Annotated in this window: 12 protein-coding genes and 3 tRNA genes; 8 read left to right on the top strand and 7 right to left on the bottom strand. The window is 73.0% G+C overall.

The features are described 5' to 3' along the window. Nucleotides 1–43 precede the first annotated feature (43 nt). Nucleotides 44–2,539 carry an RNA helicase gene (locus HS048_RS25475; protein WP_068895452.1) on the top strand — a complete coding sequence of 832 codons (2,496 nt, stop codon included), beginning with the start codon at nt 44–46 and terminating at the stop codon, nt 2,537–2,539. 123 nt (nt 2,540–2,662) lie between these two features. Here the strand turns inward: HS048_RS25475 and HS048_RS25480 are convergent, their stop codons facing one another. Further along, nucleotides 2,663–3,196 (bottom strand): DUF2000 domain-containing protein, encoded by a 534-nt coding sequence (locus HS048_RS25480; protein WP_196468880.1) that lies wholly within the window; start codon nt 3,194–3,196, stop codon nt 2,663–2,665. A 51-nt stretch (nt 3,197–3,247) separates the two neighbouring features. Between HS048_RS25480 and HS048_RS25485 the strand changes: the two genes are divergently transcribed. Then, entirely contained in the window at nt 3,248–4,054 is an 807-nt protein-coding gene (locus tag HS048_RS25485) for an AraC family transcriptional regulator (RefSeq protein WP_196468881.1), read from the top strand. A gap of 79 nt (nt 4,055–4,133) precedes the next feature. Then, the gene (locus HS048_RS25490; RefSeq protein ID WP_196468882.1) at nt 4,134–4,658 is read left to right on the top strand and encodes a DUF2087 domain-containing protein; all 525 of its coding nucleotides are present in this window, start codon (nt 4,134–4,136) and stop codon (nt 4,656–4,658) included. A gap of 135 nt (nt 4,659–4,793) precedes the next feature. Here HS048_RS25490 and HS048_RS25495 read toward each other — a convergent pair whose 3' ends face one another. The 3 genes from HS048_RS25495 to dusB all read right to left on the bottom strand — a co-directional run bounded on the left by HS048_RS25495 (nt 4,794) and on the right by dusB (nt 9,048). Then, nucleotides 4,794–5,762, bottom strand: coding sequence for a TAXI family TRAP transporter solute-binding subunit (locus tag HS048_RS25495; RefSeq protein ID WP_196468883.1), 969 nt, complete (start codon nt 5,760–5,762; stop codon nt 4,794–4,796). Beyond that, a complete protein-coding gene (locus HS048_RS25500) occupies nt 5,759–7,825 on the bottom strand; it encodes a TRAP transporter fused permease subunit (RefSeq protein ID WP_196468884.1) in 2,067 nt (688 codons plus the stop codon). The genes HS048_RS25495 and HS048_RS25500 overlap by 4 nt, the downstream gene beginning before the upstream one ends. A 98-nt stretch (nt 7,826–7,923) precedes the next feature. Beyond that, nucleotides 7,924–9,048 carry a tRNA dihydrouridine synthase DusB gene (gene dusB, locus HS048_RS25505; protein WP_191898615.1) on the bottom strand — a complete coding sequence of 375 codons (1,125 nt, stop codon included), beginning with the start codon at nt 9,046–9,048 and terminating at the stop codon, nt 7,924–7,926. A gap of 168 nt (nt 9,049–9,216) precedes the next feature. Here dusB and HS048_RS25510 point away from each other — a divergent pair. From HS048_RS25510 to HS048_RS25520, 3 genes are all read left to right on the top strand, one after another. Further along, nucleotides 9,217–9,288: transfer RNA gene (locus HS048_RS25510), tRNA-Gly, on the top strand. Between the two features lie 24 nt (nt 9,289–9,312). After that, a tRNA-Cys gene (locus tag HS048_RS25515) sits at nt 9,313–9,383 on the top strand. Nucleotides 9,384–9,398: 15 nt separating this feature from the next. Beyond that, nucleotides 9,399–9,473, top strand: a tRNA-Val gene (locus HS048_RS25520). Between the two features lie 49 nt (nt 9,474–9,522). Here the strand turns inward: HS048_RS25520 and HS048_RS25525 are convergent. Next, on the bottom strand, nt 9,523–9,702 hold the full coding sequence (locus HS048_RS25525) for a hypothetical protein (RefSeq protein ID WP_196468885.1): 180 nt from the start codon (nt 9,700–9,702) through the stop codon (nt 9,523–9,525). Nucleotides 9,703–9,831: 129 nt separating this feature from the next. Between HS048_RS25525 and HS048_RS25530 the strand changes: the two genes are divergently transcribed. Continuing rightward, on the top strand, nt 9,832–10,674 hold the full coding sequence (locus HS048_RS25530) for a hypothetical protein (protein ID WP_196468886.1): 843 nt from the start codon (nt 9,832–9,834) through the stop codon (nt 10,672–10,674). Nucleotides 10,675–10,767: 93 nt separating this feature from the next. Here the strand turns inward: HS048_RS25530 and HS048_RS25535 are convergent, their stop codons facing one another. After that, a complete protein-coding gene (locus tag HS048_RS25535; protein ID WP_196468887.1) occupies nt 10,768–12,393 on the bottom strand; it encodes a RecQ family ATP-dependent DNA helicase in 1,626 nt (541 codons plus the stop codon). A gap of 116 nt (nt 12,394–12,509) precedes the next feature. Between HS048_RS25535 and HS048_RS25540 the strand changes: the two genes are divergently transcribed. Beyond that, nucleotides 12,510–13,589, top strand: coding sequence for an aromatic acid exporter family protein (locus HS048_RS25540; RefSeq protein WP_231647219.1), 1,080 nt, complete (start codon nt 12,510–12,512; stop codon nt 13,587–13,589). Nucleotides 13,590–13,709: 120 nt separating this feature from the next. Here the strand turns inward: HS048_RS25540 and HS048_RS25545 are convergent, their stop codons facing one another. Next, on the bottom strand, nt 13,710–14,768 hold the full coding sequence (locus tag HS048_RS25545; RefSeq protein ID WP_196468888.1) for a hypothetical protein: 1,059 nt from the start codon (nt 14,766–14,768) through the stop codon (nt 13,710–13,712). Nucleotides 14,769–14,934 lie beyond the last annotated feature (166 nt).

A 14,934-nucleotide genomic window follows, 5' to 3' on the forward strand; every position in this document is an offset into this window, starting at 1 on the left:
CCCGGTGGTTCGACCACCGCCCGTTCTTCGGCAGGATGGGAGGGTGAGCCTTGTAGATCGCCTGCCCGAAGAGATCGACGCCGACCCCGACGCCATCTTCGACGCCTTCGTCGAGTGGAACACCGAGCGGGGGCTCACCCTCTATCCGGCCCAGGAGGAGGCCCTGATCGAGGTGGTGTCGGGCAACAACCTGATCCTGGCCACCCCGACGGGCTCGGGCAAGAGCCTGGTCGCGGCGGGGGCGCACTTCACCGCCCTTACCCGCGACGTGCGCACCTTCTACACCGCGCCGATCAAGGCGCTGGTGTCGGAGAAGTTCTTCGACCTGTGCGAGCTCTTCGGCACCGAGAACGTCGGCATGATGACCGGCGACGCGAGCGTGAACCCCGGCGCGCCCGTCATCTGCTGCACCGCGGAGATCCTCGCCAACGTCGCGCTGCGCGACGGCGCGGCCGCCGACATCGGCCAGGTCGTGATGGACGAGTTCCACTTCTACGCCGAGCCGGACCGCGGCTGGGCCTGGCAGGTGCCGCTGCTGGAGCTGCCGAACGTGCAGTTCGTCCTGATGTCGGCGACCCTCGGCGACGTGAGCATGTTCGAGGAGGACCTGACCCGGCGCACCGGCCGGCCCACCTCGGTGGTCAAGCACGCCGAGCGCCCGGTCCCGCTGGTCTACTCCTACCGGATGACCCCGCTGCACGAGACGCTGGAGGAGATGCTCTCCACCAACCAGTACCCGGTCTACGTGGTGCACTTCACCCAGGCCTCCGCCATGGAGCGGGCGCAGTCGCTGATGAGCATCAACATGTGCACCAAGGCCGAGAAGGAGGCCATCGCCTCGCTGATCGGCAACTTCCGCTTCACCACCAACTTCGGCCGCGCCCTGTCCCGGCTGGTACGGCACGGCATCGGCGTGCACCACGCCGGCATGCTGCCGAAGTACCGCCGCCTGGTGGAGCGGCTGGCCCAGGCGGGCCTGCTGAAGGTCATCTGCGGCACCGACACCCTCGGCGTCGGCGTGAACGTGCCGATCCGCACCGTGCTGTTCACCGCGCTCAGCAAGTACGACGGCAGCAAGGTCCGGCGGCTGCGCGCCCGCGAGTTCCACCAGATCGCCGGGCGGGCGGGCCGGGCCGGCTACGACACCATCGGCTACGTCGCCTGCCAGGCCCCCGAGTACGTCATCGAGAACGAGAAGGCCCTGGCCAAGATCGGCGACGACCCCAAGCGGCGGCGCGGCTACGCCCGCAAGAAGCCGCCGGAGGGCTTCGTCGGCTGGAGCGAGGAGACCTTCGCCAAGCTCCAGGAGGCCGAGCCCGAGCCGCTCGGCTCCCGCTTCAAGGTCAGCAACGCCATGCTGCTGGCGGTCATCAACCGGCCCGGCGACTGCTTCGCCGCGATGAGGCACCTGCTCACCGACAACCACGAGGACCGCAAGTGGCAGCGGCGGCACATCAGCCAGGCCATCGCGATCTACCGCTCGCTGCTGGCGGGCGGCGTGGTGGAGCAGCTGGACGAGCCCGACGAGCAGGGCCGCCGGGCGCGCCTCACCATCGACCTGCAGGAGGACTTCGCGCTCAACCAGGCGCTGTCGACCTTCGCGCTGGCCGCCTTCGAACTGCTCGACCGCGAGGCCCCCACCTACGCCCTCGACATGGTCTCGATCGTGGAGTCCATCCTCGACGACCCGCGCCAGATCCTGTCCGCCCAGCTGAAGAAGGCCCGGGGCGAGGCCGTCGCGCAGATGAAGGCCGACGGGATCGAGTACGAGGAGCGGATGGAGCTCCTGGCCGAGCTCACCCACCCGATGCCCCTGGCCGACCTGCTGCTCGGCGCCTACGAGACCTACCGGCGCGGCCACCCGTGGGTGGCCGACTACACGGTCAGCCCCAAGAGCGTCGTGCGCGACATGTACGAGCAGGCGATGACCTTCACCGAGTACGTCGGCCACTACGAGCTGGCCCGCTCCGAGGGCGCCGTGCTCCGCTACCTCGCCGACGCCTACCGCACGCTGTCGCGGACCATCCCCGAGCACCTGAAGACCGAGGACCTGGTCGACCTCATCGAGTGGCTCGGCGAGCTGGTCCGCCAGGTCGACTCCAGCCTGATCGACGAGTGGGAGAAGCTGGCCAACCCCGCCCAGGCCCTGGAGGCCGAGCAGGAGATCGAGGTCAAGCCGCGCCCGGTCACCGGCAACCCGCGCGCCTTCCGGGTGCTGGTCCGCAACGCGATGTTCCGCCTGGTGGAGCTGGTCGCGCTGGAGAAGGAGGAGGAGCTCGCCGAGCTCGCCCCGGACGTCGACTGGCCCGCCGCCCTGGACGCCTACTACGACGACCACGAGGAGGTCGGCACCGGCCCGGACGCCCGCGGCCCGGCCCTGCTCCGCATCGAGGAGGAGAAGGAGCTCTGGAAGGTCCGCCAGGTCATCGCCGACCCGGCGGGCGACGGCGACTGGGGCATCGACGCCCAGGTCGACCTGGCCGCCTCCGACGAGGAGGGCCGGGCGGTGGTCCACGTCATCGGGCTCAACCGCCTCTGACCGCGCCGCCGCTCCGCCGCTCCGGCGGCGCGGCCCCGGCCCGCTCCCTCCGGTCGTGCCGGGCCGCGGCCGGTAGTGACCCGCGATGACCGGCGATGACCGGCCGTGAATCCCCGGGACGCCTCAGGGGTGCATGCGCGCGCCCTTGAGGATCTTGTCCACGGCGTTCTTCGGCCCGTACACGGCCAGGCCCACCAGGTCGAGCCCGTCCCGGGGCACCGCGCGCACGGCGGCCCGGTTGTCCCGGTCGTTGCCGGTCGCGAACAGGCCGGAGGTGAACACCGACAGGGGGACGCCCCGGCCGGCCGCGCGGGCGTGCGCCTCCCTCAGCACCTCCTTGTCCCCCTCGAAGACCAGCACGGGCTGGCGGAACATGGGCAGGTACCCGGTGCCGTCCGCGTCCGCGTAAGGCTCGCCGATCACCTCCGGCCGCTCCGCGCCGATGCCGCTGACCAGGAAGGCCGTCACGTTCAGGCGCTGCCACGTCTCCAGGTCGTCGCGGAGCAGGACGGCGATCTTGGTGTCGAAGCGGACGGGCGCGTCCCCGGACTCCGGGGACTGTGGCGACTTACCGGACTCCGGGGACTGCGAGGACTCTGGCGAACCCCCGGACTTCTCGGACTGCGGGGACTGCGGGGACTGCGGGTGTGCTCTCATGGACGCCGATTCTGTTCGGCCGCACCCGGACCGGTCTTGTACGTTCTTCGCATGGTCGGCCGTCCGGACATCGTCGCGTGGCGCCCGCCGGTGCGGGGCATCACCGAGGTCTTCCACGCGCGCTTCACCGACCACGCCTACCCCATGCACACCCACGACTCGTGGGCGCTGCTCATCGTCGACGACGGCATGGTCAAGTACGACCTGGACCGCCACGAACACGGCACCCCCCGCGGCACGGTCACCCTCCTGCCGCCCCACGTGCCGCACAACGGCTGCGCGGTCACCCCGCAGGGGTTCCGCAAACGCGTGCTCTACCTGGACGCGGCGCACCTGGACGGAGACCTCGTCGGCCCGGCGGTGGACCGCCCGGTGCTGGACGATCCCGTGCTGCGCGACCGGGTCCACCTGCTGCACGCCTGCCTGGTGTCCCCGGGCGAGGAACTGGAGGCCGAGAGCCGCCTCGCCCTCGTCTCCGAACGCCTCGGCGACCACCTGCGCGGACGGGCCGGCGTGAGGCCGGCCGTGCACGATCCGGGAATCGCCCACCGATTGCGCGACCTGCTCGACGAGCGCTTCGTCCGGGGACTCACCCTGAGGGAGGCCTCGGACGCCCTGCACTCCCACCCCGCCCACCTGGTCAGGGCGTTCGGCCGCGAGTTCGGCATGGCGCCGCACCAGTACCTGACCGGGCGCCGGGTCGACCTCGCCCGCCGGCTCCTGCTGGAGGGCGTGCCGCCGCCCGCCGCCGCGACCTCCGCCGGCTTCTACGACCAGTCCCACCTCACCCGGCACTTCAGGCGCGTGCTGGGCACCACCCCCGGGCACTACGCGCGCGCCCGGCCCCCGGGACGGTGACCGGCCGCTCCTCCCAGAGGTCCCTCCCGTGCTCCCCCGTGTGGCGGAGGCGGCCCGAGGAACCCGTGAGAATGGGGGCATGAGCGATGAGGCGATCAGGCAGGTGCTCGGCCTTCTCTACCAGGACGACACGCTGCGGGTGCTGTCGGCGCTGGCGCTGGAGCGCGCGCCCGAGGAGTCGGGGCTCGAGCGGGACGCGATGCTGCTGGCGCTGGACCGGCTGAAACGCGGCGGGCTGGCCGTACACGACCACGAGGGGGTGTGGCGGCTGCGGCGGGAGCGCTTCCGCGAGCTGCTGCACGCCGCGGCCCCGCCGCCCGAACCGGTCTCCCCCGAGGAGAAGGTGCTGCGCGCCTTCCTCGTGGAGGGGCGGCTGCGGGCCATCCCCAGCAAGCGCGACAAGCAGCTCGTCGTGCTGAACTACGTGGCCCAGGTCTTCGAGCCGGGCGTGCGCTACTCGGAGAAGGACGTCAACGTGGTGCTGCGCGCCTTCCACGACGACTACGCGGCGCTGCGCCGCTACCTGGTCGACGAGGGCCTGCTGACCCGCGAGAACAACGTCTACTGGCGCAGCGGCGGCACGGTCGACGTCGCGGGCGCCTGAGGCGGCCCGGAGGCCGGCCCGCCGATGCGCCCGGCCGCCGCGATCGCGGCGCCCCCGGGACGCCCGCACTCCGTTCGTCGGCGTCCCCGTCCGGTCCGCCCGCGACGCTCCCTCCACGGGCGGACCGGCGTGAGATCACCGGCCGTAGTACTTCTTCGCGCCGTCGTGGAGCGGGACCGGGTCGGTCTCCGGCGCCTTCTCCCGGGTGATGCCCCTGGCCGACGGGTGCACCTTCTCCAGGTCGGCCCTGCGGTCGAAGAGCAGCCGGGTCAGGCTCTCCGCGAGCCCCGGATCCATCTTCTCGTTCACCACCAGCAGGTTCGGCACCACGATCGTGGGCACGTCGGCGGGAGTGCCGTAGACGTCCTTGCCGATGACGCCCTGCGCGTACACCGGCCCGTGCTCGGCCTGCATCTTCGGCAGGGAGGCGTCCAGCGGGACGAAGGCGACCTCGTCCTTGAGGCTGGTGAACAGGTCGGTGATGCCCGGCGTGGGCAGGCCGCCGGACCACACCAGCGCGTCCAGCGTGCCGTCCTTGATGCCCTGCACGCTCTCCGGCAGGCCCAGGGACTGCCGGGTGACGTCCTCGTCGGGGTCGAGGCCCGCCGCCTCGAGCAGCCGCAGCGCGATCACCTCGGTGCCGGAGTTGGGCGAGCCGGTGGAGACCCGCTTGCCCTTCAGGTCCGCGACGGACTTCACGCCCGCGTCGGCGGCGGCGACCACCTGGGTGGAGTTGTCGTACAGCCGGGCGAGCGCGCGGATCGGCTGGGGCCCGGTGAACGCCCCCTTGCCGGCCACCGCGTCGGCCGCGGAGTCGGCCAGGGTGAAGGCGATGTCGGAGTCGCCCCGCACGACGCGCTGGATGTTCTCCACCGACGCGCCGGTCGCCTCGGCCGTCGCCTGGTAGCCGGGTACGTGCCTGCCGATCTGGTCGGCCAGTCCGCCGCCGAGGACGTAGTAGACGCCGGTGGTGTTGCCGGTGGCGATCGACAGCCGCTTGCCCGCGCCGGCCGGCTGGTCCGCGGCCCGCTCAGCGGACCGGTCCCCGCCGCAGGCGGACAGGAGCAGCGTTCCCGCGGCCATCAAGGCGGCCAGACGTCTCATGGTCGTACCTCCCGTTTGCGCATCACCAGGTGGAGTGCGAGTGCGACGATCAGCACGCCCGCCCCCGTCAGCACGGGGACGGGCGACAGGAACAGCAGCGCCACGGCGGCCGCCCCGCACAGCGCCCGGACCGGCGCAGGGACGGGACCGGCCAGCCAGCCGCCGGTGGTGACGGCCAGCGCGGCCACGGCCAGCGCCGACACCGCCGCGGCGAGAGCGATCTCCCCCGCCGGGGCCTGGGCCAGCAGCGCCGACCCGCCCGGGGTCAGCACGAAGGCGAAGGGCACCAGGAAGGCCGGCAGCGTGTACTTCCAGGTGGCCAGCATCGTCCGGTAGGCGTCGCCCCCGGTGATGGCCGAGGCCGCGAAGGCCGACAGCGCCGTCGGCGGGCTGACCTCCGAGAGCACGGCGTAGTAGAAGATGAACATGTACGTCTCGGCGTCGCTGACCCCGAGGTCCTTCAGCGCCGGGCCGATGATCACCGCCGCGATCACGAACGACGCCGTCACCGGTACGGCCAGGCCCAGCAGGAGCACCGCCAGGGCGCACATCAGCGCGGTGACGGCGAGGACGCCTCCCGAGACCCCGACGATCAGCGAGCTCGCCTTCAGGCCCAGTCCGGTGAGCGTGACCACGGCGACGATCATCCCTGCGGCGGCGCAGGTCACCGCGACCGGCAGCACCCCGAGCGTGCCCGCGGCCAGGGCGCGGGCCGCCCGGCGGGGCGTGAGCCGGTGCTCGCGGTCGAGGAAGGAGAGCGCGAAGGCCAGCAGCGTGGCGTACACCACCGCCCGGAACGGCGACTGGCCCAGCGCCATCAGCACGACGATCACGAACAGCGAGCTGAAGTGGTAGCCGAACCGCCGCAGCAGCGGCCACAGGCGCGGCGGCCCGGCCGTGCCGTACCCGCCGCCCACGCCGCCCACGTCGGCCACCCCGCCCGCGGCGGTCACGCCGTCCGCGCCGTCCGCGCCGAGCTCGCCCGATCCGCCCGGTCCGCCCGGTCCCGTTCCGGCGGACGGCCCCTGCGGCCCGGCGGCGCGCACGCCGTACCGGCGGGCGTCCATCTCGATGGCCAGGAAGACGCCCAGGTAGTACAGGAGCGTGGGGACCGTCGCGTAGACCAGCACCGTGAGGTAGCCGACCTGCATGTACTCGGCGATGATGAACGCCGCCGCGCCCAGCGTGGGCGGCGAGAGGATCGCGCCGATGCCCGCCGCGGCGAGCACGCCCCCGCCCTGCTCGCGCGGGTAGCCCGCCCGGCGCAGGATCGGCCAGGCGACGCTGCCGACGCTCACGGTCGTGGCGACCCCGGACCCGCTGACCGTGCCCAGCAGGAACCCCGCGAGGGCGACCGTACGGCCCGGCGCGGCACGCGAGCGCCGGAACGCGGCCAGGGAGACCTCCACGAAGAACCGGCCCGCGCCGGAGTGGTCGAGGACCGCCCCGTAGATCGTGAACAGGATGATGTAGGTCGCCGCCACGTCCAGCGGCACGCCGTACACGCCGTCGGTGCCCATCACGAACGAGGCGAGGATCCGGTCGACGTCGTAGCCGCGGTGCCCGAGCAGCCAGTCGAAGGGCAGGTGGCCGCCGTAGTAGGCGTAGGCCAGGAACGCCAGGCAGACCGCGGGGAGGATCCAGCCGACGGTCCGGCGGCAGGCCTCCAGCACCAGCAGCGACAGCACCGCGCCCGCGGCCACGTCCAGGGCGGTCGGGTCGAACGCCCGGCGGATGAAGTCGTCGAAGACGGTCAGCGGGTAGAGGCAGACCGCCAGTGAGAGCGCCGCCAGCGCCCAGTCGGCCGCGCCGGGCCGGTCGCCGCCGCCCCGCCGAGGCCGGTAGCAGACGAAGACCAGCGGCAGCACGACCGCGAGGAACGCCATCCGGTACGGCAGGACGGAGCCGGGGAAGAACGTCTGCCACAGCACGTAGAGCGACAGGCACAGCGCGACCCCGGTGACGGCGAGCGACAGCGTGCCGGGCAGGTGCCGGGCGGGCCGCTCGGCGTCGTACTCCGCGATGAGGTCCTCGGGTGATGACCGTGCCGCCGTCTCCGTCAACCGCCGCTCCCGGGTGTGGGCCGCCTGCCGTTGACCGCACGGTACACACGCGGCTGACGCCGGTCCGTCAGATCCGGATCACATTACGGTCACGCCGGTCAGCCGCCCGAGGTGTCGAGCTCGGCGTCCGCGCAGGGCACCGCCAGGTCGTACGGGTCGTCGAGCCAGCCCGCGGGCAGGTGCACGCGATCACGGGCGTGGGTCTTGCCGCGCGGCGCGTCCGCCACCTCGCCGGGCCAGGGCTGGGCGGGGTCGAGCTCGGCCAGCCCCTCGCGCAGCCCGGCGAGTGTCTCCGAGGTGGCCAGGCGGCGGCGCAGCTCGGAGCCGACGGTGAAGCCCTTGAGGTACCAGCCGACGTGCTTGCGGAAGTCGGCCACGGCGTGCGGCTCGCTGCCGAAGCACTCCGCCAGGAGCGCGGCGTGCCGCTCCATGACCGCGGCGACCTCCCCCAGCCGGGGCCTGGCCCGCTCGCCGCTCCCGGCGCACATCGCGGCCAGGTCGGCGAAGAGCCACGGCCGGCCCAGGCACCCGCGGCCCACCACGACGCCGTCGCAGCCGGTCTCCGCCATCATCCGCCGCGCGTCGTCGGCGCTCCAGACGTCGCCGTTGCCGAGCACCGGGATCTCCGTCACCGCCTCCTTGAGCCGGGCGATCGCCTCCCAGTCGGCGGTCCCGCCGTAGTGCTGGACCGCGGTGCGGCCGTGCAGCGCGACGGCCGCGATCCCCTCCTCCACCGCGATCCGCCCGGCGTCCAGGTAGGTGAGGTGGTCGTCGTCGATGCCCTTGCGCATCTTCATCGTCACCGGGAGCGTGCCGGCGTTGCGCACGGCCTCCCGCAGGATCGCGCGGAGCAGGTTGCGCTTGTACGGCAGGGCGGAGCCTCCGCCGCGCCGGGTCACCTTGGGCACCGGGCAGCCGAAGTTGAGGTCCACGTGGTCGGCCAGGTCCTCTTCGGCCACCATCCGGACGGCCCGGCCGACGGTCACCGGGTCCACCCCGTAGAGCTGGAGGCTCCGGGGCCGCTCGTCCGGCTCGAACCGGATCATCTTGAGCGTCTTGGCGTTCCGCTCCACCAGCGCCCGCGTCGTGATCATCTCGCAGACGAACAATCCGCCGCCCTGCTCGCGGCAGAGCGTGCGGAACGCGGCATTGGTGATCCCGGCCATGGGCGCCAGCACGACCGGCGGCCACACCTCCAGCGAGCCCAGCTTCAACGACTCCACCTCATGTTTCTACCGCACGCGGCCGGATCGGACGAACCGGTCACCGCCCCGGCTCCGCCGCCCGCCACCCGGCGCGCACCGGCCGAGGTGACGCGCGGTTACGCAATCACCCGGAAAACCCGCTAGAGTTCTCTCGTCACCACGGGCCGGAACGCCCGGTGGAGGCACGCGGAAGTGGCTCAGTGGTAGAGCATCACCTTGCCAAGGTGAGGGTCGCGGGTTCGAATCCCGTCTTCCGCTCGGAGAGGCCCTCGGGTCTCACTCGGTGGAGTGGCCGAGAGGCGAGGCAACGGCCTGCAAAGCCGTGTACACGGGTTCAAATCCCGTCTCCACCTCTGGTCTTCACGCCCGGACGATTAGCTCAGCGGGAGAGCGCTTCCCTGACACGGAAGAGGTCACAGGTTCAATCCCTGTATCGTCCACCACGCTCCACGGCCGGGTTCATCCCGGTCGAACGAGAGACGAAGCCCCAGCTCACGGCATCAGCCGAGATCCTGGGGTTTTTGTCGTCCCTGCCGCCCCCGACCGGATGCTTCCGGCCGGGGCTTGGATTCCGACTTCCTCGTAGCTGTGGTCGGTGGGCTCGAAGACCAGCAACCGTCCGTCACGAACGACGTAGCACAGCACTTTGCCCTTGACGACCTTGTTCGCCATCGGTTTCCTCCCCATCGTCCGCTCCAGGCCATTGAGACACGACGTCCCGAGCGACACCAATCGGCACCGAGAGTAAAGTTATGATTACTTTCTGAAGGGAGAATCGTGTCCCCCGGCCATGAGCATGAAATGCCCCTGGAGATGACCAGGCGCCGCCCCGCCTTCGCCTTGGAGCTCCTCGCTCTGGGACTGAAAGCCCACCCGGACGGATACCACGACGCCCGCCTCGAGTCGGTGGAGCTGAACGAGCGGCTGCCCGCCGAGTACATGGCCGACTCGGTCATCTCGGTCGAAGGCCCCGGCGGCGGCCGACGTTTCGTGATCGTGGAGGTCCAGCGAGCGTGGGACGACCGGAAGGTCTGGTCCTGGGCGGCCTACGTCGGCGGCCTGATGGGGCGGCACCGGTGCGCGGTGCTCCTCGTCGTGGTCTGCCTCAACAAGGCCGTCGCCGCCCGCTACGACCGGCCGATCATGCCGACCGACTCGTGCATGCTGCTCCGCCCGGTCGTCGTCGGCCCCGATCAGCTTCCGCTCCCCCGTACCACCGAGGACGTGCTGGCCTCCCCCGAACTCGCCGTGCTGAGCGCGATCGCGCACAGCGACGACTTCGACGTGGTGGCCACGGTGGGAACCGCCATGGCCGAGGTCGAGGACGAGCGGGGCCCTGTTTATTACGATTATCTTTTCGGACATCTCGCGGAGCCGGTCCGCGCACGGCTGGAGGAGATCATGAGCACCGTCACCCCGGAGACCGAGAGCGGCATCGAGCGGCTCATGCGACGGCGGGAGGCCATCGCGGAGGCACGCACGAAAGCGGAGATGCTGGTCCTGATCCTGGAGACCCGCGGGCTCACGCCGAGCTCTTCCCAGCGTGAGCGGATCGCCTCCTGCACCGACCCCGAGGTCCTGACCGCCTGGGTGACCCGCGCGGCCACCGCCACCGCCATCGCCGAGGTCTTCGGGGACGACTGAGGCCGTCCGCGCGGCCCCGCCCTCCCCGTCCGTGCTCCATTCCGCGGGCGCTCCCGCCGGGTCGCGCCCGTCGGCCCCTCCGGCGGCTCCTCCTCAACCGGCCACCAGCAGGTGGTCGCGCTCGACGGCCTCCAGGGAGAGCGTCTTGTAGCCGACCTCCTCGAACAGGACGGTGACCCGGTCGTTCTCCCGGCTCATCACCGTTCCCGGGCCCCAGGCGCTGTGCCGTACCCGGGCGTGCATCGCGAAGGGGCCGTCGTCGACCTCGGGGGCCTCGGCGACACCGGCCCGGCAGGTGTCGCAGTTCCCGCAGGCCCGCTCGTACGGCTCGCCGAAGTACTCCAGCAGGAACCGGCGGCGGCACCCGGTGGTCTCGGCGTAGGCGCGCATCATGTCGATGCGCGAGTCGTCGATGCGGCGGCGGGTCTCCTCCAGTCCCACCGCCGTCTCCACGGCGCTCTCCGGGCCGGGCCCGCCGGGGACCGCGCGCAGGTCGCCCTCGGCGGTGACCTCGACGGCGCCCGCGCGTTCCAGCAGGTTCACCGCCCGGGTCAGGCGGGTGGCGCTGACGTCGAGCACCTCGCGCAGCTCGCGGGCGGGCACGGTGCCGCCGTGCCCGCAGATCAGCGTCGCGGCCCGCAGCAGCAGCTCCTCGTCGGCCCTGCCTCCGGCGAAGAACCTGCGCAGTCCCAGGTCCTCCGGCCGGTAGAACAGCACGGCGGCGGCGGGGTCCCCGTCCCGCCCGGCCCGGCCGATCTCCTGGTAGTAGGAGTCGGGCGACTCCGGCGGGGCGGTGTGCAGCACGAACCGCACGTCGGGCTTGTCGATGCCCATGCCGAACGCCGAGGTCGCCACGACGGCGTCGAGCTCGTCGTCGCGGAACATCTCGTGGACGCGGTGCCGGTCGGCCGCCTTCAGGCCCGCGTGGTACGGCTCGACCCTGCGGCCGGCCTCCCGGAGCGCCTCGGCGTACTCCTCGGCGGCGCGGCGGGTGGCGACGTAGACCAGGCCGAGGCCGGTGCGGGAGGCGGCGTCCTCCACGAGCGCCCGCCGCAGGTCCTCGTCGGTGACGAAGCGGCGGACCTCCAGGTCGAGGTTGGGCCGGTCGAACCCGCGCACGACGTGGAGCACGTCCCGCAGGCCCAGCGACGCCGTGATCTCCTCGCGGACCGCCGGGGTGGCCGTGGCGGTCAGCGCCACCACGGGCGGGTGGCCGAGCCGTTCGACGACCTGTCCGAGCCGCAGGTAGTCGGGGCGGAAGTCGTGGCCCCAGGCGGAGACGCAGTGCGCCTCGTCGATGGCGATCAGCGAGGGCTTGGCGGCGCGCAGCCGGTCCACGGTCTCCGGTTTCGCGAGCTGCTCGGGTGAGAGGAAGACGAATTCGGTACGGCCCGCCCGCACGGCCTCGAGGGAGGCCTCGCCGCCGGACTGCGCGGAGTTGACCGCGACGGCCCCGCCGGCGTCGGCCTCGGCCAGGCCCGCGACCTGGTCGCGCTGGAGGGCGATCAGCGGCGAGACGACCACCGTGGGCCCGTCGAGCAGCAGCGCGGGCACCTGGTAGACGGCCGACTTCCCGCTGCCGGTCGGCATGACCACGAGGGCGTCGCCGCCGTCCAGCAGGTGGCGCATGGCCTCGAGCTGCCCGTCGCGCAGGTCCTCCCAGCCGAAGACCTCGCGCGCGACCTCGCGCAGCCGTCCCGTCCCGGACCCGTTTCCCACGTCCGTCCCCCTCCGTCGTCCGTTCCGACCCGCCGTCGGCTACCCGCGGATCGGTGAGGTACTCGTCGGCGGGTGTGGCAGCATCTGCGGAAGGGTGCACGTCAGGAGGAGGTTCCGTGGAGGTCGATGTGCGGGGCCGGCTGCGGCGGCTGGCCTTCATGGGACCTTCCATCGTCCAGACCTCCGTGGCGGCCGGGCTCGCGTGGGTCGTGGCCACGGACCTGTTCGGCCACGAGCGCCCTTTCTTCGCGCCGATCGCCGTGGTGGTCTGCATCGGCGTCGCCGTCGGCCAGCGGCTGCGGCGGGTGGCCGAGCTGGTCGCCGGGGTGAGCCTGGGGGTGGGCGTCGGCGACCTGCTGATCTTCAAGATCGGTTCCGGGCCCTGGCAGATCGCCCTCGTGGTGGCCCTGGCGATGGGCACCGCGGTGTTCCTGGACAGCGGCACGCTGATCGTGCTGCAGGCGGGGTCGTCGGCGGTCCTGGTCGCCACCCTGCTGCCGCCCAGCGGCACCGGAGGGCTGGACCGCATGGTCGACGCGCTGATCGGCGGGGTGCTGGGCATCGCCGCCGTCGCCCTGCTGCCCGCCAGCCCGGCCGCCATCGTGCACCGGCACGCCGAGGCCGTCCTGGAGGCTCTGGCCGCCGCGCTCGACGGTACGGCGGAGGCCGTGGAGCGGGCCGATCCGGAGCGCGCCGCGGCCGTGCTGGCGGAGGTCAGGGACACCCAGGCGGAGGTGGAGGCGTTCGGCCAGGCACTGGAGACGGGCCGGGAGATCACGGCCATCGCGCCGCTGCGCCGTCGGCGGCGTCAGCGCTTCCTCCGGTACGAGACGGCCTGGACGCCGGTCGACCTCGCGCTGCGGAACATGCGGGTGCTGTCGCGGCGGGCCGTCGTCGCCCTGAGCCAGGCGGAGTCGCCGCCCGCCGCGCTCCCGGCGGCCCTGCGGGAGCTCGCCGGGGCCGTGCTCCTGTTCCGTGACGAGCTCGCGGCCGGTCGGCCGCCCGACGGGACCAGGGCCGCCGTGATGGGGGCGGCGGCCCGGCTGGCCGAGATGCCCCCCGGCCGGTCGGGGCTGTCCACCGACGCCATGACCGCCCAGCTGCGGTCCGTCGTCGTCGATCTGCTGGAGGCCACCGGGGCGGACCGGGAGGCCGCCGTCGCCGCCCTGCCGCCGCTCCCCCCGCCACCCGGTTGAGTCGACGAGAACGACCGCGCGGGCAGGCGGGCAGGCGGGCAGGCGGGCAGGCGGGCAGGCGATGGTGTGACGCGGCGGCCGGCCGGAAGGGCCGTGACCGCATCCGGCCCGTTCCCCGGATCAGGGCAGGCCGTTGGTCCGCCTGAAGTCCTCCCACACCTGTACGCAGTAGGCGTGGCGCCAGTCGCCGCGGGGCAGGCGCCTGCAGACATAGGCGCTGCTGAAGCGCTGGTCGAGGGCGTCGGCGCCGTCGGACCCGCCGCCTCCCGTCCCGGGTCGCGTCCCGCCTCCCGTCCCGAATCCCGCGCCGTCTCCGCGGGATACGGGCCCGTCACCCAGCGCGTCCTCCCCGGCGGAGGGCGGCCTTCCGCCGGACGGCCCCGTCCCCCCCGGCGGTCGTCCGTCGGCGGACGGCCTCGTCCCGGCGGGGGGCGTCCGGCCGGGCGGTACGGCCGGCTTGATCGCCGCGCCCCCGGGCCCGCGCCCCGCGGCGGCCGTCCCGCCGGCCCCGGTGGAGCCGGTGGAGCCGCCCTGTGCCGTCCCGTCCCCGCGGACGGCCGTCACCGCGGGCCGCGGGCGTTCCACGACGGCGGCACCCGACGGGGCCGCCTCGGGCGCGGCCGTGATCCGGGCCGAGGATCCGGCCTCGGCACCCGGCGGGAGGCCGTCCGCCGCCCCGGGAGGAGACCCGTCCGCCGGCTCCTTCCCGGCCCCGGCGTGCGGGCGGGCCGACGGTCCCTCCGAGGGCGCGCCGCGGGAGGTGAGGGAGGGAGCGGGTACCGGGTCCGCGTTCCCGGGTGCGGCCCCCAGGCCGTCGCCCGCCGGGGGTGCGGCCGGGAGCGGGCTCCCGTGGCCCGGCGCGGCGGACGGCCCGGCCTCGCCCAGCCACACGGAGGACAGCCCGCCGGCTCCTGCCAGGAGGAGGAATCCCCCGACGAGCACGGGTCCGGAGAGGCCTCCGCGGAGGGTCCGCGGCCGTGCCCGCGTGCCCTTTCCGGGGAAACGCGGGAGCGTGACCGTTCCGTCCTGCCCGCCGTGACCGGGCGGGTCGGAGAATTCGGGCGGGGAGTCGTCGTAGGGCATGCGGCCGCGCCGTACGGACCTGGGGGTGGGGCCGTGCTCACCGTGCATCTCGTCTCCCGTGTCGCAGGTGCTCCGCTCCAGCCTGCCGGAAACCACGGAGAGGATGCGGCCGATTACGGAATGATCGGCCGGAATCGCAGGAAGACGCCGGTCATGCACGGGACGTCGAGAGCGCTATATGGGGTTTTGTCGGATTCACCCAGGGAAGTAGACATTTCTACCCTTTCATAACTTATGTGAGGAAAGAAAATATATGATTGCG

Source organism: Planomonospora sp. ID91781 (genome assembly GCF_015711595.1).
Taxonomy (GTDB): domain Bacteria; phylum Actinomycetota; class Actinomycetes; order Streptosporangiales; family Streptosporangiaceae; genus Planomonospora; species Planomonospora parontospora.